Origin of the sequence: Moheibacter lacus, from assembly GCF_014042165.1 — a bacterium.
GTDB lineage: Bacteria > Bacteroidota > Bacteroidia > Flavobacteriales > Weeksellaceae > Moheibacter > Moheibacter lacus.
In genome coordinates, this window is sequence record NZ_JACDZE010000003.1 from 215151 (window position 1) to 239030 (window position 23880).

Genomic DNA, 23880 nt, shown 5'->3' on the forward strand with positions numbered 1-23880 from the left:
TTTATTTTAAAAAATGTTTAAAATGTTGATTTACATTTACTTGCTGTTCTCCTATTCGTTTTCCAACTTCACGGAGTTTGGATATGTATTTGGTCGAATCCATCTTTCGTACATGTTCAGATTTGATATGATTGAGTCCCATTTCGTTTAAAGACTCCTGACTCAAATCAGCATTGTATCGGATATAAGAAAAATGTCTACCTGCATCGTTGTCTAGACTATCGAGCGTTCCATCTTCTTTCATCGGAATCATTTCGTCCAATTCTCTATCGATTTTTGCACCAAATACACATCTTCCAACGGTTCTACAATTGATGTCTTGGTCCACTTGCATGGCATACATCAGGTTATTGGCGATATTGACCGCAGTATTGGCTAAGTTATCATAAGCTTTTGGTGTCACTGCAGAACCTGTACCGACGGAAAGAATCATCAATTTTTTTTCTCCTGTTTCCCATTCCAGTCCATAGGCTTTTTGGGTCGCCATTCGGTACATCAAAAAAGCAGGATTATTGTACGGCGTTACACCTCCGTCCACAAAAACAAAAGTTTTTTTTGGATCATCCGGATCCCATTGCAGAATTTCAGGAGGGAAAAATGTAGGAGCAGCCGTACTGGCTCTGACCAATTTGTACAATGGAATTTTCAGATTACAATCCATCCGGTTTCGGGCATTGTATTTGGCCCAAGGATTATTGGAAATCGGCCAAGGCGAATCTGTGCTTAAATTCATGGTGACGATTAACAATAAGGTTTTAAACCGTTCCGATTCCAAATCGATATCGCCTCCTCCAAAGGTTTTTCTCAATTCTTTTTCCAGTGGAGATTTGTTATAGGAATGCCAGAATTGGTTCAAAATAAAAGCTTTATCAAACATGGCCTTTCCTTTTTTCTTGTAGAAATCCAATAAGGTTTCGACTTTCATCCCAAGTGAAAGTCCGGCAGCAATGATGGCTCCGGTACTGGTCCCGCCGAGATAATCAAAATAATCACCCAGACAGAAATCCTCTCCTTTTTTTAAAGATTTTCTTAATTGGGTTTCGATTTCCAACAGGATTTCAAGTGTCAGAACACCACGAATTCCGCCGCCGTCGAGTGCGAGGATTTTTCTCGGTTGATCATTTGGTAGGAATCGTTCGTTGTTAGGTGTTGTATATTTTTTCATGTTGATTCAATTGATTCAAATTTTATTTCTCCAAAATCCCACCATCTACCAAATCGAGATAAATCCGCTGAAAAACTTCTTGTAAACTATCTTGGAAATTGATATTGACCAAACCATTTAGATCAGAAGGAAGTTCAGTATTTCGTTGTTTTAAGATTCGAACTTTATTTCGACCAAATCGACCGCAAAACCAACCCAGTTCAAAAAGTACATTGGGGCGACCTTGGAAATATTGTTTTCCGTTGTTTTCTACCGCATCGTCCGGAGTCACGATCACAAAAGCAAAAGCACAATCTTTGGCATAATGTTCAAACTTTTCTATGATCGTATTTCCATTGTCCGATTTTTTGGTCAAAATGACAGGGTCGAGATGAAAGGTGTCCCGAAGCATGGTTTCCAATTCGTTTAAAATCATGTGGTTATGTCCATGGACGATAAATACTTTTTTATCATGAGGTTGCATGAATTGGATTTTTTTTCTTTTTTCCTCGAGTCTTTCGGCTTTGATTTCCAATTGACGTGCAAACAGATTGATCTTTTTTGTGAACATCATTCCCAGGTTCATGTAATCCTGTTCAAAATGAATGGAATTTACTTTTTTAAATCCTTCAGCTATTTGGATAAAGACTTGATGTTCGTCTACAAATTTGTTTTCAGATTTGGCTATTTCGGTTTCAATCAGCAGTTTATTTCCATCCAACATCAAATCGAAATAATAAAAATAATTTTGCAAAATCGGCAGCATATAGTTGAAATTGGGATTGGTTTTAAAGCTTGGATGAAGGGATTTAAAAGCATCAAGCGCTTTGTCGCAAATTTCTTCCGCTTGATGTAAACTTTCCAATGCTTTTTGAAACCTTTCTTCATTGAATAAGGAAATTGATTTTACAAAATGAACCGTTACATCGATTTGTTTGAACATGATTTTATAAGGAAGAAATTCGGTAGGAGTAAGATTGGCTTCGAGAAATCGTATGGCATTTTTGGCATTGATTAAGGAATGTTCTGCCAAATTTACATCTAGGGTGTTGAGCGTTTGAAGGCTTTGGTTGTATTCCCAGTTCAATTGTTCAACGGCTTGGTTCATGGGATTTTGAGCGCTGTTTTGGTTCCAATTTTGGTTCTGATTCCAATTTTGGTTTGGATTCTGGTTTTGAATTTGTTGATTATAAGAATTGTTAAACGCTTCTTTGAAGGATTTGAATAGTTCGTTGAATTCCATTTTAGTAGATTTAGATTTATAGCTAAATCAACATAAAATAACATGAATCTTTAGTGTGAAAAACCGAATTTCTTCGTTAAAAATACTCGCCGTAACTAGGTTATGTCTGCGTTTTTTTCCTTGAAATTCAATTTTTTATATCAAAAATATTCTACGCCATTTTATATCAACTTAGCTATAAATATACTAAAAATCAATTTTTAGAAGGACTAAATATTGATTTTAAAATGAAAGGGCAATATTTAAGACCAATTTTCCCGAAGAATAAAAGAAAACCCTGAATTCATCAAAATTCAGGGTTGGATTTATCTTAATTTACGATGCTCATTTGTATTTATCATGAAGACCAACTCCGTTTAAGATCATCGGTTTGATTTTTTCAATTCTGGAAATTTTGGTTTTTTCCTGTTTGGCTTCTTCGATGTAAAGATTGTATTCCTTTTGTTTTCCGGGTGTTAGTTTTTTAAAGGCTTCATGGAGTTTTGCATCATTTTCTAATTCATTTTTAAAAATTTCAGGAATTTCAACTGCAGTAAACTTTTCCGGTTTTAGTTCTTTTCCGGCTTTTGCATTTTCGATGGATTCGTTGAGATATTCCGTAATTTTTTTTTCATCGATTTGATCCATGGATGTAAACCGCCATTGACGCATAGATTTTGTTTTTCCTTCCGTTCCTGAGCTAAGCACTTGATATGGATCTTTCAGAAAAACACCGTTGTTAAACCAAAGTGCAAAATGATGTTTAAATCCGCCACAGGCCACGATGTTTTTACCTTTGAGTGTGTAAATCGGAGCTCCCCATTTGATGGCGACTTCCAGTCCTGTTTTGTCTATTATTTCGGTTAAACGATTGAGTTCTTCAGTCCATTGATTGATTTTGTCCATCTTTATTTTTTAGGGAATTTGGGATCTTGTTTGATTTCTAGAATTTGCATGGTGTGTCGCATAGTATGACCCGGAATATAGAGTATGAATTGGTAACCGTCTACTTTTCCTCCCGGAGATTCTGCCACATGATTGCGTAAATCTTCCATCGAAACACCATCTAAATATTTAAAAATTGCTTCTCGCTGATTGGTCAAATCTTTTAGTGCAGTGCTGGCTTCCGTGTATTTACCTGCCGGAACCAATTCTTTTGGCGCAGTTGCTTTATAACTTCTATCGGTCATCATCACCAAAACTTGGTCATCTGTAACGGAGATGTCTTTTCTATCCTTTGGATTGGCGGGTTCTGCCATCACACCTTGAACCCAACCCATAAGAGCCGGTTCTGTTTTGACGATGTGTTCAAGGGTTTCGCCTATGGACCATTTATCTGTTGAGGGTTTAAAAGCGATTTGTTCTTTTGATAAACCTTCTACGGCTTTTGCAAGATTCATGTAACTTTCTTCAAATTGTTTAAGAATGAATGCTTTTCCATGGGCAACCGGAATGGCGGCTGGAGCAGGAGGAGTTTCAACCATAGTTTCTGTTTTTTCCACTTTGGTTTTGGCGGTTTCTGTTTGGTTGGAACTACAGCTAACAACGGCAATTGTTCCGAGAATTAAGAGTAATTTTTTCATCTGTTTATTTTTATTTGTTTTTTATTTGTCAGATGTAATTCGCCATTAAACATTTCGGTTAGTATCAACTTAATTGTTATGGCTCATTTCATAACTTTTTAATTTTGAATTAATTAGATTTCGCAATTCCAAATACAGTTCCGATGGGGTCTTCTATCATCGCATACATCAAATTTCCTTCTTTATCGTGGTATTCTTTGATGATTTTTCCACCCAGTTGAACTGCTTTTTCCGCAGTTTCTTGTGGATTTTCAACGGTAATATACACCATCCATTGTGCAGGGATACCGGTGTTTTTTCCTCTATGATTGCAGATTCCACCTACGACATTTCCTTCAGCGGTTTTCATCACAAAATCTTCATATTCTTCTTCGCCATCTTTCATCGGAATTCCATCTGAAGTCCAATTGAAAACGTTTTCATAAAATTCTTTCATTTCGTCTGCATGATTTGAAGTATAATCATGCCAGGCGATCGTTCCTAATGCCGGTTTTTGATTTTCCATTTTTATTTTTCTAGTATTTCTTTTAATATTTTTAAGGCTTTTGACCAAGTTTCATCAAAATAATCGGTATAGTTTTCATCCATTTCCTCAATTCCAAACTATCGGCTTTTTTCTGATCTGTATTGGCAAAGGATTCGATGAATTCATAGACATCTGCGTCTGTTGTGACGGTTTTATTTTTCTAAGTTGGATTTCATATTGGACAGACCTTCTTCAAAATCTTTGTCCATATTGAATAAAAGGTTAAAGAAGTTCCTTGGATAAGGAGATTTTCCTGAAACGCTCCAACTTACTTTTGATTGATTTGTACCTTCTGGTGTGACGGTCATGATGGATTTTGCGGCTTCGTTTGATTCGGCAAAAAACAAATCGGATTCCATTTTATTTCCTTTTACGAGATTGGTAATGACTTGCTTACCGTTTCCTACCATGAATTTTTCACTTTCCCATTTGTGCGTAAACCCAATTGTTCCATCTGTGCCTTCATAAGAAGTTTTCATTTCAGGATCCATTTGGTGCCAAGTTCCATAATTTTCCTGATTTTTCAAGAATTTGAAATAGTCATACACTTCCTGACTAGGTTTGTTGATCGTAATTTCAGCGCTTCCGCCAAATTCTTTGGGTGCAAAAAGGGCTACGATTAAAATAAGGGCAATCAAACCCAAAAAGAAAAAGAGGATTTTTTTTAAGGTTTTCATATCGTTCGTTTTGAAGAATAAAAGTAATGAAAAATGACAATTGTCATATCAAATATGCTCATTAATCAATAGAAATACATTGAGATAAGTCGACAGTCAGTGATTTAGGTGTGATTTAGATGAGTGAGAATAGAGGAAGAATTTATTTTGGTTTAGCTTCCTTGATTTTTCTTTTGATGACCGCCATTTGGGTGAGCGATTCTCTGTCTTTTTTGCTTTGGTATACTGCTGTAAACCATTTTAATGCCTCATCTAGATTTCCGGTTTTCTCATAAAAATGTCCTAAAAAGGATTTAGTAAGCAGATTTTCCGGATTGAATTCCAAAGATTTTTTAAGGTCTAATTCCGCTTGAACATTGTTTTCTTGAACGAAATTATAAAATCCTCTTTTCAAATAGGCGTTGGAAGAGGGTTTGGAATTGATTTCTTCTTCAAATTTTTTGAATTTTTCTTCATCCAGACTGGATTTGGCATCTTCAAATGATTTTTTATTGTTCTCATTTGTAAAACGATAAAAAGCATCACAATTCATGACGATTTCATCTAGTGTATCATCAATGAGACTTTCTCCCACTGCTTTTCCTTGTTCATATTCCGGTAGAATAGAATTGGAATCATAATAGGGAAGAAAGGTTGCTTTGTTTTTTTCAATTTCTTTTCCCAAACAATTGTTCAATATTTCTTTATCGAATTCCGCAACCGTACTTTGTGTAAAACAATCGCAGTACAAATCCACAAATACATTTTGGGCTTCTTTAGAAAATTCTTGACTCCAGGAAATTTGTGAAATAAAAATAAAAAGAAATAAGATAATTTGCTTTCTCATGTTAAAATTGTTCAAATCTGAAATTCTCTCCTAAATATACTCGACGAACATCTTTATCGTTTGCCAATTCTTCAGGAGAACCTTCTTTCAGGATTTTTCCTTCAAACATGATATAGGTTTTGTCTGTGATGGCAAGGGTTTGGGAAACGTTATGGTCGGTAATCAGAATCCCGATGTTTTTGTGTTTCAATGACCGTACGATTTTCTGGATGTCCTCGACCGCAATCGGATCGACGCCTGCAAATGGTTCATCCAAAAGGATGAATTTGGGTTCGGTAGCCAAACAACGAGCGATTTCCGTTCTTCTTCGTTCGCCACCGGAAAGTAAATCTCCACGGTTTTTGCGTACATGTTCCAGACTGAATTCCTCGATGAGTTCGTCTGTTTTCTTTTGTTGTTGGGCTTTTGAGAGTTTGGTAAATTGTAATACGGATTTGATATTGTCTTCGACAGATAGTTTTCTGAAAACGGAAGCTTCTTGTGCCAAATAGCCGATTCCCTTTTGAGCTCTTTTGTACATGGCATTGTCGGTGATGTCTTGTTTGTCTAGAAAAACCTTTCCGGCTGTAGCTTTGACTAATCCCACAATCATATAAAAAGATGTTGTTTTTCCGGCTCCATTTGGGCCAAGCAAACCTATGATTTCGCCTTGTTCCACAGAAAATGAAACGTCTTTTACAACGTGTTTCTTTCCGTAATCTTTGATCAGATTTTCTCCTCTAAGTACAATTCCCATTGGGACAAAGTTAATTGAATTTATAAATTTTAAAAATATTATTCACCTTGAGAATTCGACTTGGGTAAATTTTGGTTTTGAGAAATGAATTAGATGATTTTAGCTTAAATTATTGAATATTAAGTTAATTGACTCAATATTAAAAACTTAAATGATGGTAACTCCGGAGGAGTTAAATGTTGGTAGCTTTGGGGAATGCTAAGTTAAATTTCAATACGTTATCTGAACAATTTGGCGTGAATTTTTGATTTGCAACAATCAAAAATCATGACAAAATTCTAGTATACTACGGATTTGAATTTTAAAGCACAACATTGGTTTTGGCGATGGCTTGATCATTTTTCCAATCGATCCAATTTTGACCCTTCCATTTTCTCATCAGATTGTCTAAGTTTCTCATGATGAAAATATTATATGCTGCTTGACTGAAATTTTTTGGTTTTTTGGCAAGCGATCGCAAACTCATGGAAAATCCGGGCGTAAGATATTTCATATAATGCCAGTATCCTTCCGGCATATACAACATATCTCCGTGATTCAAATCGGCAAACATGGGTTTGAGATTTTTCAAAGCCGGCCATTTCTCAAAATCGGGTTCGTCAAAATTGATGTCTTCTCTGCAGATGACTGAATAAGGAATTTTGTACATGAATTTGGATTGTTCTGGCGAAACGATCACACATCTTTTTTTTCCTGCAAAATGAAAATGTAAAATATTGGCCAAATCGATGTCATAGTGCATGAAAACATTGGATCCTTCACCACCAAAAAAGAGCATCGGTAAACTTTTGAATAAATTCAAACCCAAATCAGGCATTTTATAATCATTTTGTAAATCCGGAACTTCTTTCATCAAATTGTATAAAAAAATCCTCAATTCCGTAGGTTGCGACTGAAGCAAATCTACGTATTCGGCCATTTTCATTTTGGCAACCGGCTCGTTTACTTTTTTTGAATAATCTACCGGATCATTATTGTAAAGTGGGACGATTTTATCGCCGGCAACTTGTTTGATATAGTCAAAATTCCATTTGTCAAAAGCAGGCCAATATCGTGTAATTCTCTCAACTACAACAGGTTTCTGAGGTTTTACATAATGTATTTGAAAATCTTTTGCAGAAATTTCTGAAATTCGCTCAACTTCTTTGAATTCAAATGGCATAACCTAAATTTAACGTTCAAAAATAAAAAAACATTTTATAATTTTTACTTTCCGATTGGGTTCAATCTATTTTAAGTAAATTGCGTTGATTTCTACGTATGAACCGAATTTTAACCATCCTGATTTTTCTTTTCAGCTTCATTGTGAATTCACAAGAAAAAACTATTCCTCAACTTTATTCGGATAATGGAAACCTAAATCTTCAATCCCAATCTCTTGAAGTCAATGTAGTGGGAACAGTTGCGGATGTGCGTCTTTATCAGACTTTTAAAGTTTCTGAAACCAAATTGGTTGCTTACTTATTTCCCATCGGATTGGAAACTTCTTTGTATGAATTGATGGTCTATCTGCCCGATAAAATTTATTCGCTCGACGCTCAAAACATGGACAACATCCGCAAACAAGTCCTGGCGGAAAATAAAAAACGAAAAAGAATCACTTTGATGCATGGCTCTGATCCTCAATTTATTAAATTGAATATTCCGATCAGTGAAGAATTGGAAGAAGTAAAAGTAGTTTTAAAATATGCTCAGAATTTAGAAAAATCGGCAGATGAAAAATCTCTTCAACTTCCTTCTTTTATTGCTCCGCAATATGAAAATCATTTGGAAGAATTTTCCTTTGGCATCAATATCATCAGTCCAACTCCGATTTATGATTTGGTAATGACCTCCCTTGATTTAGAACCCAAAAAAGTTTCGCAGAAATACCAAACTTTTCAATATTCCGGAAAAGATTGGGGAAAACCCATAGAATTGGTTTATAAATCACGTGGCGATGAAGCCGAAGCTGGAATGTTGGTATATGAAGACAAAGGTTGTCGGTATATTCTGGGCGTTGTGGAACCACCAAAAATCATCAAACCGGAAGAAATTGCGCCACGCGAATATGTTTTTTTGATGGATACTTCCGGTTCTATGCAAGGTTTTCCGATCGAAACTTCAAAAGAATTGGTTACCAGAATTCTAAATGATTTAAAGCCGGAAGAAAAATTCAATATTTTGTTTTTTGCAGGCGGAAGTGATTTTCTTTCTGCCGAATCTGTCTATGCAACCGAGGAAAATAAATCCATCGCGATCAATGCGATCAACCAACAAAAAGGAACCGGAAAAACCCAACTCAGTGAAGCACTACATAAAGTTTATGCTTACAAGCCGGAGAAGGAATTTAACCGAATCGTGGTTTTGATAACTGACGGGAAATTACTCGAAGACCGAACGCTTTATTTGAATTTAAAAAATAATTTGAAAGAGGCTCAATATTTTACCTTTGGTATAGGCTATGATGTAGACAGAAGAACGATACAACAATTGGCCAACACGATGGGAACAGAACCGGTTTTGATTACGGAACAACCGGAAGCCGAAGCGGAATTGAACCGGTTTTTTAATTTAATCCGAACACCACTTTTGCGCAATATCCAAGTCCAGTCTCGTGAATTGAACCTTCAAGAAACTTATCCCAATCAGTTTAAAGGTTTTCTTTCTAGCGAATCTTCCAGTTTCGTCAGCAAAGAATGCAGCGGTATGCGCGAACCGAAATTGATTTTGACCGGAATTGATGGGGAGGAAACTTATCAAGAAGAATTTAGATTGCCACAAGAAAAAAACAACGATGAGTTGTTCATTTTAAAATATTTATGGGCCAGAGAGAAAATTGATTTTCTTTTACAAGAAGAAGAACGCTGCGGAGAACGTTGTATAAAAGACGGAAAATACCGCAACCAAATCATCAAAATAGGGGAAGAACTCAACATTGCAACGCCGTTTACTTCTTTTATTGAGGAAAATTATATCAATTTTAATGGAAATCTCGGCAGGAAAACTTCATTGTATGAAAACCCAAATGCCAAATTGACCTTTCAAAATGATTTCGATTCTGATTTTGATCGAATTCCAAACACCACCGACCAATGTCCATTTGACCGAGGAACAACTGAACGAAAAGGATGTCCCAAAACAAAGGAAGAGAAAATTGCATTGGAAATCAGTAGACAATTGGAAGGCATCGAATTTGAATTTGATTCTTATGTCATCCAACCGGAATTTTATGAAAAACTAAATGTCGCTGCTGAAATCATCAATCATCAACAACTGAAAAACTACATAGTCGAAGGCCATACAGATGCCGCCGGAACACCCGAATACAACCAAGCCCTCTCCATCAACCGGGCAAAAGCCGTGGTGAATTATTTAAAAGGAAAAGGAGTCGATATCCGACAATTGAAAATAGTCGGAAAAGGAGACAAAGAATTGCGTCATCCGGAATGTCGTCCGCATACAGTTTGTGGTGATGATAAAAATTTTGAAAACAGGCGTGTTGTTTTTAAAATAATAGACTAAATTTGGATAAATCAAATGCTAAATTTTGAATAAAACCATTTTCTTATTGTCCATTTTCATGTTATGTCAAATTTCTTGTTCCAAACAACAAGCAACTTTAGCAAAAAATGATGTAGATACAGATTTAGATGGCGTTCATGATAGGAGAGATGCCTGTCCAAACGAGTCGGGATCTGTATTTAATTTGGGATGTCCTTTGGAAACGAACCAATTGTTATCAGCTTATTATGATCAAATGAAATCGACCGATGCTGATCTGGATGGCGTTGCAGACGATAAGGATGAATGTCCTGACGTTTATGGATCTCCATTTAATTTGGGTTGTCCATTTATGATGGAAAAGGCAGTGAAATAACGTGAGTTCGACGTAAAAACATTAAGATTTAAGGTAGATATGAATTAATTAAAACTCATATTTATCTATAAATCAATTCGTTAAGATATTTTAAGGAATCTACAAAATGATTTAAGAATAATAGACTTAAATCATTAATGATACTTTTCTAAACTTTTTATTTCAATTAATGTTTCCTTCTGGGGGGAAATCCCTCGTTTTTAGGCGACGACTTTAGTTTGTTTTTTTTGTGTGCTTTGTGCTTTTTCTTTGTGTGCCTTTGTGGTAAAACCATCTAGAGCTAACCACAATGTCCACAAAGGAGTCACAAAGAACACAATGGGTTTCACAAAAACACAAAGAGTAGGTGGCTTTAGTCGGCTTTAGCCGAAATCAAAGCCTTCGCCTTCAGGCGAGGGTAGTTTAGTTTCTTAATCAACATAAGGTTGAATTGTAATGAATTTATAATAAGTGAGTTTAAATAAAAAAGCTCCGGTTTCCCGAAGCTTTATATTGATTTTTAATCATTTATTCCGAATCTACACCGCCGCCATACATTTCTTTCATTTTTTCTTGAAACGCCAACATTTCATCCATGAATTCTTTTTCAGTAAGGATTTGTCCTTTACTAGGTTTGGTGATTTTGATTTCTTCCTCTTTTACAGCGACTTTGGTCGCCGCGATGATGAGTTCTGCACCATTCATTTCAAATTCAGCTTTTAAAATGAGTCCCGGTAATCCCCACATTCTGTCCGGACCGTCTTTGATGTTGATTTTCGGTGTGTACCAAGCAGTTACAGGGATGGAGTCATTCATCACACCTGTCGCTTTATAGGTGTCAAATCCGGCGATGGTTTCTTTTTCCTTGGTGATTTTCCAGTTGACCGTTTTCAAACTGTCTTTAACCAAATAGGCTTTTCCAACGTTATAAGGTTTTAAGAAATATTTTTCTTTGATGTCTTTGAACAAAGGTTCTTTGTCCATAGCGGTCATCTGTTGCAAAATCAAACCGGCAGGGGTTTGGTCATTGTTGATTTTTTCCTGCATTTTGTATTCGGATTCCGTTCCATTGGTTTTCAATTTGTAATCGATAAAAATACCGTTTTTGATTTCTTGACGAAGCGGTTCCTCTACTTGTGCTTTCCATGCAGCCGGAACACTAGCCATGACTTGGTCAGCATCTAGCTTCATTTCCATTTGATAATCTACTTCAAGAAATTGAGGTTTGTCTTGTGCGTTGGCATATATCCCGACGAACAATAAGGAAAATACAAAAAGTAATTTTTTCATTTTTTATTGGTTTTGAATAATAAGTAGAGAAATTTTCAGATTTGTTACATCCTAATTTAAGGATTAGATCATTTCAATCTCAAATCCTGCTTTTTTAACCATTCTGATAATTTCTTCTTCCGAAACACTTTCCGATTCGACTGTCAGGATTTTATCAGGATTTTCAGTGTCGACTTTCCAATCCGTATTTTCCAATTGGTTTAAAAATGGCGTTACACCGGAGACACAGCCTCCGCAATTGATGTTGGTTTTGAATTTGAATGTTTTCATTTAATGTTATTTTAATTAATTTGTTTTCTTTTTTACCGGACTTGAATGTAAAAATCTGATTTTCCATCCGTCCGCAGTTTTTACACAAACTGCAGATTCAAGCCAATGCATTTTTGAAATACTCGCACCATCCATAGTGAAATCGGCAAAGTTTTCATAATAAATCCAGCCTGTGTTTCCATCGATTTCTGAATGGATGAATTGAAAGGAATTGATGCGCTGAAATGTGTTTTTTTTGTTTTCTTCGCTGGTGAATTGTTCTTTCAATTGATGGGCGACTTGAACCGTTTTTTCATAATTCCAATTTTCACCATCTTCAAACAAGACGAAATCTTCAGTTAAAAATTCTGGTATTCTTTCCGTTTTCAAATCTGAAAATATCGAATTGAAAAAGGTTTCGATAAGGTTTTCCAATGCTTTTTCTTCAGATGTTTGAGCGGAAAGCAAAACACTGAATGGGAACAATAAAAGAAGCAATAAATTTTTCATGTTTTTCAATTTTGGGTCGAAATGACACACAAGCATTTCTTCCAATTCTTTTTCAAAAGTACGAATCAAGGTTTGGAAATAAATTATATAATTTCTGAAAATCTTTATAAAATATTTATCAATTTCGGTTGTTCTTTTTGAAAATAAAATTGACTTTAACCACATAGAAATAGAGTCTTTGTGAAGATTAAGTTTTCATAGTATCCGCCTTTGGCGGTATAGGATTAAATAGATTATTTTCATCATTCTATGTTCCACGAAAAGTGGAAACTATTTTAACTAATGCGCACTGATAAATAAGAAATAAAATATGTGACTATGTGGTTATTTTACAGTTTGTTATGTTTTTTTCGTGAATAAAACTGAGAAATTTAAAATTAAGTTCTCGATACGATTTTTTCCATATACATTTCAAAAATCATGACAAAATTAAAATTTATCAAAGCGCTAAATATCTCCAAATAATTTGAGATACTGAAATCAAAGATCCGATGAATTTAATCGAAATTACCATGGATCAATTCATGTAAGTGAATTCAAAGCTAAATTTGTAGAAAAATTGAAGCAATGGAATTAGGAATCGGAATGTTTGGTGATTTAACTTTTGACAATGAAAAGCAGCAATTTCAGTCCAACAGTCAGAAATTTAAAGAACTCATCGAACAAATCAAACTCGCAGATGAAATTGGAATCGACGTTTTGGCTTTGGGTGAGCACCATCGGCCGGATTATGCAGTTTCCACACCCGAAATTGTACTGTCAGCGCTTTCTACCGTAACCAAAAATATCAAATTGGCAAGTGGTGTGAGCGTCATTAGTTCAGCTGATACGGTAAAATTGTACCAGGATTTTGCAACGATCGACCTAATTTCCGGCCAACGGGCAGAAATCATCGCAGGACGTGGAAGTTTCATCGAGTCTTTTCCGCTATTCGGTTATGATTTGAAAGATTACAATGAATTATTTGAAGAGAAATTGGATTTATTGCTGAAAATCAACCAAAATGAAAATATTACTTGGGAAGGGAAATTGCGTGCGCCGCTAGAAAACCAAACGGTCTATCCGCGTGCGGAAAGAGAACTTCCGGTTTGGATTGCGGTTGGAGGAACGCCCGAATCTGTTTTGCGTGCTGCAAAATTAGGTTTGCCGATTATTTTTGCTATCATCGGCGGAATGCCCAAACAATTCAAACCCTTGATTGATTTCTACAAAGAAAATTACAAAGTTTATGGACATGATGTGAGCAAAATGCAGATAGGAGTTCATTCGCACACATTTTTGACGGATTCTGATGATGAACTTTTGGCGAATTATTTTCCATATTATGCAGCGCAAATGAATAGAATTGGAAAAAGTCGTGGTTGGTCGTCTTACACCAAAATGCAGTTTCAGGGCGGCATGAGTCCGGAAGGTGCACTTTTCATGGGCGAACCTAATAAAGTTATCGATAAAATGATGGCTACCATTGAGATGTTTGGATTGACGAGGTTTGTAGCGCACATGGATGTCGGCGGACCTAGCCACAAAGAAATGATGAGAGCCATCGAATTGTACGGAACCAAAGTTTTACCGGAAATTAGAAAAGCTTTTGTAAAATAGCGTTTCCCACAAATCTCTCAAATTTCCGATGATTTTTATTGGCGAGTTTTCTCCGCAAATCTGCGGCATCTGCGGGAGAAATAAGAAGTCCTGCAGATTATGCAAATCAACGCAGAATTTATTTATTAATTTTCTGCGTCAATCAGCATCATCCTCTTACGGCGGACAAGTCTGTAGGAGAAAATCATTTTTTCCATTTTAGCCGCAAACTATTGCTCACAACGCTTATGGAGCTCAATGCCATTGCTGCACCTGCCAACATAGGATTGAGCAAAAATCCATTGAGCGGATAGAGAATTCCGGCGGCGATCGGAATTCCGATGATGTTGTAAATAAATGCCCAGAATAAATTTTGTTTGATCGTCGCAACGGTTTGTTTGGAAAGTTTGATGGCTTCCGGAATTTTGGCCAAATCGTTAGAAAGAATGGTCATTTTGGAAGATTCGACAGCGATATCGCTTCCTTTTCCCATCGCAATTCCGACGTTGGACTGCGCCAAAGCCGCACTGTCATTGATACCATCACCAACCATTGCAACCGTTTTTCCTTGTGATTGTAATTCTTTGATAAATTTCAATTTGTCTTCCGGTAAAACACCTGCTCTGAATTCTTTAATTCCGACTTCTTCTGCGACTTCTTTTGCGGTAGCTTCATTGTCTCCGGTTTGCATATAAACTTCTAATCCCAATTTTTTTAATTGTTCAATTGCAATTTTAGAAGAAGATTTGATTTGATCCGAAATGGCAATACTTGCTATGACCTCTTTCGAATTGCTAAATAAAACGACGGTTCTCGCTTGGTTCAATTCCATTTCTATCCATTTTTCAATTTCAGAATGAATTTCAATTTTTTGTTCTCTAATGAAATTTGGATTTCCAATGAAATAGTTTTCGCCTTCGTGGGTTCCGATTATTCCTTTTCCGGAAGCATTTTCGATTTGAACGCCATCGATAAATAATTTGGCATCATTTAGATAATGCACGATCGCATCGGCCAATGGATGTTCGGATGATTTTTCAATAGAATATAAAATAGATTTGTATTTTTCCGCATCAGTATTTGACCATTTTAATCCGTTTACAACCGGTTTTCCTTCCGTAATCGTTCCGGTTTTATCCAAAACAATTGCATTTAAATTTTTTGCCAACTCAAGAGATTCTGCGTCTTTGATCAGAATACCATGATCTGCTCCTTTTCCAATTCCGACCATGATGGCTGTGGGCGTTGCCAATCCCAAAGCACAAGGACAAGCGATAACCAAAACGGTAACCATGGCGAGCATTCCTTGCGTAAAACCATTGTCTCCTCCCCAAATGCTCCAAACGATCAAAGTTAAAATCGAAATCAAGATAACAATAGGTACAAAAATGGAAGCAATCTTATCCACCAACTTTTGAACCGGAGCTTTACTTCCTTGTGCTTCTTGCACCATTTTTATGATTTGAGCCAAAAGGGTATCACTTCCTACTTTGGTAGCTTTAAACTGTAAACTTCCTTTTTGGTTAATCGTTCCTGAAAATACGGTATCACCAAGATTTTTTTCAACCGGAACAGGTTCTCCCGAAATCATGCTTTCATCCACAAATGAATTTCCAGAAATGACTTCTCCATCTACTGCTATTTTTTCTCCGGGTTTGACCAAAACGGTTGTTCCGACATTTATAGAAGCAATCGGCATTTCCATTTGATGACCTCCTTCGTGAACCACAGTAACGGTTTTGGGTTGTAAACCAATTAGTTTTTTGATAGCTGAAGATGTATTTCCTTTTGCCCGTTCTTCTAATAATTTACCAAGCAGTACAAATGCAATCACTACTCCTGCAGATTCAAAATATACATGGGGTTCTACGCCTTGTTTCTCCCAAAATTCAGGGAAAATCGTATTGAAAACACTGAAAATATAAGCGATTCCGGTACTCATGGCTACCAAAGTGTCCATGTTGGCGGAGCGGTGTTTGAATTGTTTCCAAGCGCCTATAAAAAACTGTTTCCCAAATACAAAAACGATGGGTGTGGATAAAAACCACATGATGTAGTTGGCATAAGGCATATTCATAAATACCATTCCGATGGCAACCAAAGGAATAGAAAACAGTATGGCCCATAATGTTCTTCTTTTTAGTTGATTGTAATGATTTTGGCGAATTTCTTCCAAACTGTCTTTGGCTTCATCAGATTCGTCGATCATCAAATCATATCCAACTGATTGCAGTGCTGATTTTAATTCTTGAGTAGTGATGAGCGAAGGAATGAATTCGATTTCGGCTTCAGTATTGGCATAATTGACTTTTGCATCTACCACACCAGGTTGCATTTTAAGGATATTCTGAGAACTCGAAGCACAAGAAGCACAAGTCATATTGAGAACCGGAAAATGCTTTTTGATGGTTGGAACTTCATAACCCAAATCACGGATTTTTTTGACGGCAAGCGGGATGACTTCGTCCGGATATTTTGCAGCAATTTTTGCCCGATTATTATTGAGCTCTACACTGTGTTCTGAGATTTCAGAAATCTCGCCCAATCCTTTGTCTACTATTAATGCACAATGTTCACTTTCAACATTTTCGAGTGGAATGTATACGGTATTTTTTTTTGTTGCCATAACTAATAATTTGTACTACAAAATTAAGTTAGGCTAGAAGAAATGAAGTTATAGAATTTTGGATAAGGTTTATAGAAATAATTCTAAGAAATTTTTACCAAAAGAGACACAAAGAAGGCACAATAGAGCTCAAAGGATCAGTAACTTTGTGTGCTTTGTGAAAGCTCAGTGTTCTTTGTGGCTAAAGAATCAAGTATACTTCAAATCAAAATTTATTATCAAATCCCATCAATCCCTTTTCGGTCTTTTTCCGCTAAACTTTTAAATTCACTCGGTGTCAGTCCGGTTACTTTTTTGAATTGTGCAGAAAGATGTGCAGAACTGCTATATCCGAGCTGGAAAGCAATTTCTTTTAAGCTCAATTCGTCATAGACCAAAAGTTCTTTGACTTTTTCTATTTTTTGAAGAATTGAAAATTGTTCGATGGTGATACCTGTTGTCGATGAAAAAAGTTTGCTGAGCTGAGAATAGTCTTTGTTTAATTCTCCAGAAATGAATTCTGATAATACAAAATTCCGTTTATCTGAATTTTGTATTTGATTGATAATTATGGTTTTAATTTGATTGATGGTAGTCGAATTTTTATCATCCAACAATTCAAACCCCAATTTTTCTAATTGGTTTTGAAATGAATTTAACTCTTTAGAATTCAATTGATTCTCTACTAAAACCTCACCCAATCGGACTTCAATCGGATGAATTTTCATTTCGTTCAAAATATTTTCAACCGCCATGATACAGCGCGGACAAACCATGTTTTTGATCTGAATTTTTTGCATGAAACAAAGGTAAGTTTATTCTTTTTACTCTAGAATTCATAATTCGTAAATCGAACTTCCTAAATCGTATTATATTTGTGCAAACAAGTAAGTTTGAAACACACAACTGTCATAATCCTTTTGCTAATGCTGATTTTGGGAATGTTTTTCCTTAATTTAAATATAGGAAATGCAGATGTTTCTTTGTTTTCGATGGGAAATGATGAAATAGCCAGAAAATTGATTTTTGATTTCCGTCTTCCTAAAACGATTGCTGCTATTTTAGCCGGAATTGCCTTACCGGTAAGTGGCTTACTTTTACAGGAATTATTTAGAAATCCTTTGGCAGATCCATCGGTTTTGGGCATTACTTCAGCATCCGGATTAGGTGTAGCCATTGTGATCTTTTTATCGGCCATTTTAGGATTGAATTCACTTTTAAATAATCCATGGTTATTGTGTTTGGCATCGTTTATTGGAGCGATGTTAGGACTGATAATTATCGTGTTTTTTTCTTCTCGAATCAATTCCACAGCAGGTTTGATCATCATCGGGATGATGATTGCCGGATTGGCTTCAGCCATCATCGGTGTTTTACAATTTTTTGCGCCATCAGAAAAAATTAAATCCTTTTTGATTTGGACATTTGGATCGATGTCCGGACTTTCTTGGTCGCAAATCGGTGTCTTTTCTTTCATGGTTTTGATGGGAATTTTAATTTCGATATTGACCTTGAAAGGAATTTCCGGATTGCGTTTGGGCGAAAACTATGCCCATACGATGGGTGTTAATATCAGAAAAATCCGATGGTTAATTTTGATTGCTTCAGCCATTTTAACGGCTTCGGCAACTGCTTTTGTAGGGCCTGTAGCTTTTATAGGATTGGCTATTCCGCATATTTGCCGAATTCTTTTTAAACAAACCGACGTTTCTAAATTATATGTTTTGGTAGTTTTGTTGGGTGTTTTTTCCATGCTTTTGTTTTTATGGATTTCCCAGATTTTCCCGAATGGAAATTTACCAATCAACATCATTACTTCTTTAATCGGGGCACCGATTGTGATGAGCATTATTTTAAATCGTAAGAATTTAATACATGATGAATTGTAGAGACGCATTGCAATGCGTCTATTTCAGAAACTGAACCAAATGAATGAATCAATTTTGCATATTAATAATTTATCAATTGGTTATTCCAAACCGATTTGTTCCAACATTCAAGCGAATGTAAAGAAAGGAGAATTGGTTGGTTTGACCGGGAAAAATGGTTCCGGTAAAAGTACTTTGATACGGAGTTTGCTAGGTTTAGAATTACTGCTTTCCGGTGAAATTTTTTTACAAGGTGAGAATTTGAAAAATTGGGAAGTAAAAAAACGCTCACAAAAAATAGCGGCTGTTTTTTCAAGATTGAACCAAGTTCCGGCTATTCCTGTATTTGATTTAGTGGCTTTGGGGAGATTGCCTTTTCATTCCAATTTTTCAAAATTAAATTCAAATGATAAAGATTGGATCCATCACGCCATCGAATTGGTTGGAATAGTAGATTTAAAAAATCGATTTGCCAATCAACTAAGTGATGGTCAATTGCAGATGGTGATGATTGCAAGGGCATTGGCTCAAGATACCGAATTGGTTTTAATGGACGAACCAACTTCACATTTGGACATCGAAAATCAATTCAAAATCTTTGAATTGATTCATAAATTATCGGAGGAAACCGAGAAAACTTTTATCGTAGCTTCTCACCAAATCGAATTGGTTTTGCAAAATGCCTCGCAAATCTGGTGGTTGGATGATGGAGAATTTCATGCCGGACTTCCGGAACAAATCGCCTATGAACAGCAAATATTTGAGAAATTGTCACAAGAGAAAATCAGATTTGATTATGCAATGGGAAGTTTCAGGTTTCAGCATTTGAAAAATAAGAAAGTGAATTTGGTAACTGATGGAAGTGATTTGGCTTATTGGGTGAAACATGCGCTGGAAAGAAATGGGTTTGAGGTTTCTAATGATTCAGCATTAAAAGTTATAGTTAATAAAGGTTTTGTTTACTTAGATGATTTTAAATTAAAATCTTTAAGGAGTTTAATTGAAAAAATTAATAAAAATGAATGATGATTTTAATATAATCAATTCTTCAAAATATTTGTTTCTTACCGATATATACGAACCTTTTGAAAATTGTTTACAGTTGGAAGTTACCATACCTTACGTAAGTGATGAAGTAAAAACAATAATTAATAACATAGACTTTGGACAATTAGGAGAAATTAAATACAATGAAATTTCTCCACGATATAAAATAATTTTTGATAATTATATATCATACTCAGTTATAAATGAAAGTTATGATATTGGTGAGAGTGATAAATTTTTATTTGAGGGTAGATTGTTTAAAGTATTTCAAGAATCTGACTTTTTGGAGTACTTGAGTTGTGTTACATACGCTACTCCTCTAAATAATTATCATTTAAAGCATTATCAGCTTGTGACTTTAAATCATATTGTAAATATTGCAAGTATTAATCAACCCTTAATAGAAAAAATAAATTGAAAAACATCATCATAACAGGCGCAAGCCGCGGAATCGGTCGCGAACTGGCCAAAATCCATCTTCAGAAAGGAAACGATGTTTTGGTAATTTCTCGAAATGAGGAAAAACTGCAAGAATTAAAAGCATTTGAAAATGGATCTGAATTGAGAATTCTTGCTTTGGATATAGCTAATTTAGAAGGATTGAATTTGATTTCGGATAAAATTTCAGATTGGGAAAAAGTAGATGTTTTGTATAACAATGCAGGTTTTCTTGTAAATAAACCATTTCGAGAAATAAAAATAGAAGATGTCGAACAATCTGTAAATGTCAATTATAAAGCGCCTTTTCGGATGATCCAATTGGTTTTGGAAAAAATGAATGCCGATTCGCATATCGTTAACATCACGACGATGGGAGCAGTCCAAGGATCGGTGAAATTTCCGGGATTGGCGGCTTATTCGTCATCAAAAGCAGGCATGGTTACTTTGACGGAACTTTTGGCTCAGGAATTTACGGAATCAGAACCTCGGATCAATTGCATTGCGCTAGGAGCAGTCCAAACCGAAATGCTCGAAGAGGCTTTTCCTGGTTATCAAGCGCCGATTTCTGCAGAAGAAATAGCGGATTATTTGTATGATTTCGGTTTGAAAGGACATCATTTTCAAAACGGAAAGCTCATTCAGCTCTCAATTTCAACTCCTTAATATTTTGTCTTAATTTTTTTCCTAAATTTATGTCCACACATTAAAAGGATATATTTATGCGAAAATTTTACGTTTCAGTTATAGCAATGGGAGTGTCCATTATTTCTTTTGCTCAAGAATTTACTTTGGAATTATTTGCACAAGGATTTAGTTCACCGGTAGAAATGGCATCTGCAGGAGATGAACGAATGTTTGTGGTAGAACAAGGAGGAATTATCAAAATTTTAAATAGCGATGGCTCTATAAATCCAACACCATTTTTAAATATTTCCAATCTGATCTCTTCCGGAGGTGAAAGAGGACTTCTAGGCTTGGCTTTTGCTCCTGATTATGAAACTACCGGTCGATTTTATGTCAATTATACCAATACTTCTGGAAGTACGGTCATTTCCCGATATACGGTAAGTGAAAATCCTGATGTTGCCAATCCGGATGGAGATCCATTGTTGACCATTTCCCAACCTTTTGGGAATCATAATGGAGGTTGTATCAATTTCGGCCCTGATGGTTACCTTTGGATTTCGATGGGAGATGGTGGAAGTGCGGGAGATCCAAGTAATAATGGACAAAATACGGTATCCTTATTAGGGAAAATGCTTCGGATCGATGTCAGTGGGGATCAATATACCGTTCCGGCTGATAATCCGGTATTGTCTGGAGAAGGCGCTTCAGAAATTTGGGCTTATGGTTTAAGGAATGCTTGGAAATTCTCCTTTGATAGCGAAACAGATGATGTTTGGATAGCTGATGTTGGTCAAAACGCCATTGAAGAAATCAACAAACAACCTTCAACAGAGGCAGCTGTTAATTATGGATGGCGATGTTATGAAGGAAATAATCCATACAATACCAATGGATGTGATGAACCTGAAACCATGGTTTTTCCTGTAGCTACTTATAACCATTCGGGTGGAAAATGTTCCGTTACAGGCGGATACGTTTATAGAGGGACGACTTATGCCAATTTAGTGGGGAAATATTTCTTTGCCGATTATTGTTCGGGTGAAGTAGGCTGGGTAGATGAAGCCAATAATTTGGAATTTGTCACGACATCCAATAATTCCTTTTCAACATTTGGACAAGACAGTTCAGGTCAATTGTATGTAGCCGGTTCTGGAAGAGTCTATAAAATCATAGGCGAAACGATGGGTGTAGAAGATCAGAATAAAGTAAACATTTCCATTTATCCCAATCCTACAAAAGATTTCGTAAACATTACATCCAACAAAACAATTGATGAAATTTCGATTTATACGATGGAAGGAAAATTAATCCAAACATTAAATGGTGATACAACCCAAATCGATATTTCTAACTTTTCAAAAGGTGTTTACTTAATTACAATTCAATCCGGTAAACTAATTAAAACCCAGAAAATAATTAAAAATTAACGCAACCATTTTGTTTTTTCAGGGTCTATAGAGAAACAAAACTTTATAGACCATGAAAAAATTATTTACTACTTTATTAACATCTTTAGTATTTACATCTTCTATTTCGCAAGAAATTTCAGTCGAGCCATTCGGGGTTGGTGGTGTAAATATAACAACTGAAATTACACATGCAGGTGATGATCGTGTCTTTATGGCAAGGAAATCTGGAGCCATTCGTGTTACAGATAGTGAAGGTGTAACAATCAATAATACATTTCTAAACATCAGTAGTTTCGTAAATAATTTAGGCGAAATGGGCTTATTGGGTTTGGCGTTTGCTCCAGATTATCAAGAAACAGGAAAATTCTATGTTCATTATAATGATTTGGACGGGAAATCAGTAATTGCAAGATATACCGTAAGTGAAGATCCAAATCAAGCCAATCCTGATGGTACAATATTATTAACGATAGAGAATTCATCTATAGGTCATAAAGGTGGAACCATTCGATTTGGACCCGATGGTTATTTATGGATTTCGATTGGCGATGATGGAGATTGGGAAAATGGACAAAACATCCATACGCTGAAAGGTAAAATTTTAAGAATAGATGTAAGTGGAGATTCCTATACAATTCCACCAGATAATCCTTTCGTTGGAATTGAAGCTGAAGATGAAATTTGGGCGTATGGTTTACGGAATCCTTGGAAGTTTAGTTTTAATCATGAAACAGAGGAAATTTGGATTGGAGATGTGGGAAGTATTCATTTTGAAGAAATAAACAGAAGCAGCACTAATGAACCAGGAGTAAATTATGGATGGAATTGCTACGAAGGAAATCATCAATACCCCAACTCAGGATGTGATGGAACAGAAGAAATAACTTTCCCATATTCATTTTACGAATATGGAAACGGAAGATGCTCGATCATAGGAGGCTATGTTTACAGAGGTGCTGGAATGCCGAGTTTAATTGGAAAGTACATTTTTGCGGACTATTGTTCTGGAGAAATTGGTTGGATAGATGATGATGCGAATTTGATTTTTACACCAACAGGGCTTGATGCCATATTTTCAGTGGGAGAAGACTTTTATGGTAATTTATATGTCGCATCAATTAATAGAGTATATAAAATAATAGATGAAACGATGGGAGTAGAAGATCAGAATAAAGTAAACATTTCCATTTATCCCAATCCTACAAAAGATTTCGTAAATATTACTTCAAATAAAGCAATTGATGAAATTTCCATTTATACGATGGACGGAAAATTAATCCAAACATTAAAGGGCAATACAACCCAAATCGATATTTCTAACTTTTCAAATGGTATATATATAATGACAATTCAATCAGGTGATATTATGAAAACCCAGAAAATCATTAAAAAGTAAAAGAAAGGATCTCTAAATCTAAACGAAAATTGGAATTTCAAAATGAAATGATGTAAGTTTTTCTATGCTTGAAATCCTCCAAATGAAAATATTTTTATTTTTTTTAATGTTTAACCAATTGTATATTAACTCAATATTAAAAAGAGCGCCATAAACTTGAAGAAAACATCAAAAAACATTTGGTAAAGTGGGATAGATGATGTTATCTTTGCAACCCCTTACGAAAGGAACTATGTTTAAAATGTGAGGGAAGCTGAATAAGCAGAGACGATCATTAAGGTATAATTATTAGATAGATTAAGATTTGC

The 23880-nt window shown here is 35.6% G+C and carries 23 protein-coding genes; 9 read left to right on the forward strand and 14 right to left on the reverse strand.

The features are described from left to right. Nucleotide 1: 1 nt before the first annotated feature. The 9 genes from HU137_RS10470 to HU137_RS10510 all read right to left on the reverse strand — a co-directional run bounded on the left by HU137_RS10470 (nt 2) and on the right by HU137_RS10510 (nt 7876). A complete protein-coding gene (locus tag HU137_RS10470; protein WP_182043799.1) occupies nt 2-1165 on the reverse strand; it encodes a patatin-like phospholipase family protein in 1164 nt (387 codons plus the stop codon). A gap of 22 nt (nt 1166-1187) precedes the next feature. Then, entirely contained in the window at nt 1188-2387 is a 1200-nt protein-coding gene (locus HU137_RS10475; RefSeq protein WP_182043800.1) for a TIR domain-containing protein, read from the reverse strand. A gap of 324 nt (nt 2388-2711) precedes the next feature. Further along, complete coding sequence (locus HU137_RS10480) at nt 2712-3272, reverse strand: YdeI/OmpD-associated family protein (protein ID WP_182043801.1); 561 nt, start codon at nt 3270-3272, stop codon at nt 2712-2714. Nucleotides 3273-3274: 2 nt separating this feature from the next. Further along, a complete protein-coding gene (locus HU137_RS10485; protein ID WP_182043802.1) occupies nt 3275-3949 on the reverse strand; it encodes a DinB family protein in 675 nt (224 codons plus the stop codon). Nucleotides 3950-4058: 109 nt separating this feature from the next. Continuing rightward, on the reverse strand, nt 4059-4454 hold the full coding sequence (locus tag HU137_RS10490) for a VOC family protein (protein ID WP_182043803.1): 396 nt from the start codon (nt 4452-4454) through the stop codon (nt 4059-4061). Nucleotides 4455-4627: 173 nt separating this feature from the next. Further along, nucleotides 4628-5152: an SRPBCC family protein gene (locus HU137_RS10495; RefSeq protein WP_182043804.1), complete on the reverse strand. Its 525-nt coding sequence runs from the start codon at nt 5150-5152 to the stop codon at nt 4628-4630. A 142-nt stretch (nt 5153-5294) separates the two neighbouring features. Beyond that, a complete protein-coding gene (locus HU137_RS10500; protein ID WP_182043805.1) occupies nt 5295-5978 on the reverse strand; it encodes a tetratricopeptide repeat protein in 684 nt (227 codons plus the stop codon). A gap of 1 nt (nt 5979) precedes the next feature. Next, a complete protein-coding gene (gene lptB / locus HU137_RS10505) occupies nt 5980-6708 on the reverse strand; it encodes an LPS export ABC transporter ATP-binding protein (RefSeq protein ID WP_182043828.1) in 729 nt (242 codons plus the stop codon). A gap of 307 nt (nt 6709-7015) precedes the next feature. Next, nucleotides 7016-7876, reverse strand: coding sequence for a cupin-like domain-containing protein (locus HU137_RS10510; RefSeq protein ID WP_182043806.1), 861 nt, complete (start codon nt 7874-7876; stop codon nt 7016-7018). Between the two features lie 98 nt (nt 7877-7974). On the opposite strand from HU137_RS10510, the gene HU137_RS10515 reads away from it, so the two are divergent. Both HU137_RS10515 and HU137_RS10520 read left to right on the forward strand, forming a co-directional pair. Beyond that, nucleotides 7975-10218, forward strand: a complete 2244-nt coding sequence (locus HU137_RS10515) for an OmpA family protein (protein WP_182043807.1) — start codon at nt 7975-7977, stop codon at nt 10216-10218. Nucleotides 10219-10243: 25 nt separating this feature from the next. Beyond that, nucleotides 10244-10573 (forward strand): thrombospondin type 3 repeat-containing protein, encoded by a 330-nt coding sequence (locus tag HU137_RS10520; RefSeq protein WP_182043808.1) that lies wholly within the window; start codon nt 10244-10246, stop codon nt 10571-10573. Nucleotides 10574-11080: 507 nt separating this feature from the next. Here the strand turns inward: HU137_RS10520 and HU137_RS10525 are convergent. The 3 genes from HU137_RS10525 to HU137_RS10535 form a co-directional block, all read right to left on the reverse strand. Then, nucleotides 11081-11842 (reverse strand): GLPGLI family protein, encoded by a 762-nt coding sequence (locus HU137_RS10525; protein ID WP_182043809.1) that lies wholly within the window; start codon nt 11840-11842, stop codon nt 11081-11083. Nucleotides 11843-11905: 63 nt separating this feature from the next. Continuing rightward, nucleotides 11906-12112, reverse strand: coding sequence for a heavy-metal-associated domain-containing protein (locus HU137_RS10530; protein WP_182043810.1), 207 nt, complete (start codon nt 12110-12112; stop codon nt 11906-11908). A 15-nt stretch (nt 12113-12127) separates the two neighbouring features. Next, entirely contained in the window at nt 12128-12601 is a 474-nt protein-coding gene (locus tag HU137_RS10535; protein ID WP_182043811.1) for a nuclear transport factor 2 family protein, read from the reverse strand. A 567-nt stretch (nt 12602-13168) separates the two neighbouring features. Between HU137_RS10535 and HU137_RS10540 the strand changes: the two genes are divergently transcribed. Beyond that, nucleotides 13169-14200, forward strand: a complete 1032-nt coding sequence (locus tag HU137_RS10540) for an LLM class flavin-dependent oxidoreductase (RefSeq protein ID WP_182043812.1) — start codon at nt 13169-13171, stop codon at nt 14198-14200. A 184-nt stretch (nt 14201-14384) separates the two neighbouring features. Here HU137_RS10540 and HU137_RS10545 read toward each other — a convergent pair whose 3' ends face one another. Continuing rightward, nucleotides 14385-16805: a heavy metal translocating P-type ATPase gene (locus HU137_RS10545; RefSeq protein ID WP_182043813.1), complete on the reverse strand. Its 2421-nt coding sequence runs from the start codon at nt 16803-16805 to the stop codon at nt 14385-14387. A 218-nt stretch (nt 16806-17023) separates the two neighbouring features. Continuing rightward, nucleotides 17024-17584: an AraC family transcriptional regulator gene (locus HU137_RS10550; protein WP_182043814.1), complete on the reverse strand. Its 561-nt coding sequence runs from the start codon at nt 17582-17584 to the stop codon at nt 17024-17026. A gap of 93 nt (nt 17585-17677) precedes the next feature. Here HU137_RS10550 and HU137_RS10555 point away from each other — a divergent pair, with 93 nt between their 5' ends. Genes HU137_RS10555 through HU137_RS10580 form a run of 6 tightly spaced genes read left to right on the forward strand, consistent with a single transcriptional unit; the run spans nt 17678 to nt 23572 of the window. Beyond that, nucleotides 17678-18673, forward strand: a complete 996-nt coding sequence (locus HU137_RS10555) for a FecCD family ABC transporter permease (protein ID WP_246361539.1) — start codon at nt 17678-17680, stop codon at nt 18671-18673. A gap of 39 nt (nt 18674-18712) precedes the next feature. Continuing rightward, a complete protein-coding gene (locus HU137_RS10560) occupies nt 18713-19678 on the forward strand; it encodes an ABC transporter ATP-binding protein (protein ID WP_182043815.1) in 966 nt (321 codons plus the stop codon). Then, nucleotides 19671-20117 carry a hypothetical protein gene (locus tag HU137_RS10565; RefSeq protein WP_182043816.1) on the forward strand — a complete coding sequence of 149 codons (447 nt, stop codon included), beginning with the start codon at nt 19671-19673 and terminating at the stop codon, nt 20115-20117. Before HU137_RS10560 ends, HU137_RS10565 begins: the two co-directional genes overlap by 8 nt. Continuing rightward, on the forward strand, nt 20114-20803 hold the full coding sequence (locus HU137_RS10570; protein ID WP_182043817.1) for an SDR family NAD(P)-dependent oxidoreductase: 690 nt from the start codon (nt 20114-20116) through the stop codon (nt 20801-20803). The genes HU137_RS10565 and HU137_RS10570 overlap by 4 nt, the downstream gene beginning before the upstream one ends. A 56-nt stretch (nt 20804-20859) precedes the next feature. Continuing rightward, on the forward strand, nt 20860-22194 hold the full coding sequence (locus HU137_RS10575) for a PQQ-dependent sugar dehydrogenase (protein ID WP_182043818.1): 1335 nt from the start codon (nt 20860-20862) through the stop codon (nt 22192-22194). Between the two features lie 52 nt (nt 22195-22246). Continuing rightward, on the forward strand, nt 22247-23572 hold the full coding sequence (locus tag HU137_RS10580; RefSeq protein ID WP_182043819.1) for a PQQ-dependent sugar dehydrogenase: 1326 nt from the start codon (nt 22247-22249) through the stop codon (nt 23570-23572). Nucleotides 23573-23880: the final 308 nt, after the last annotated feature.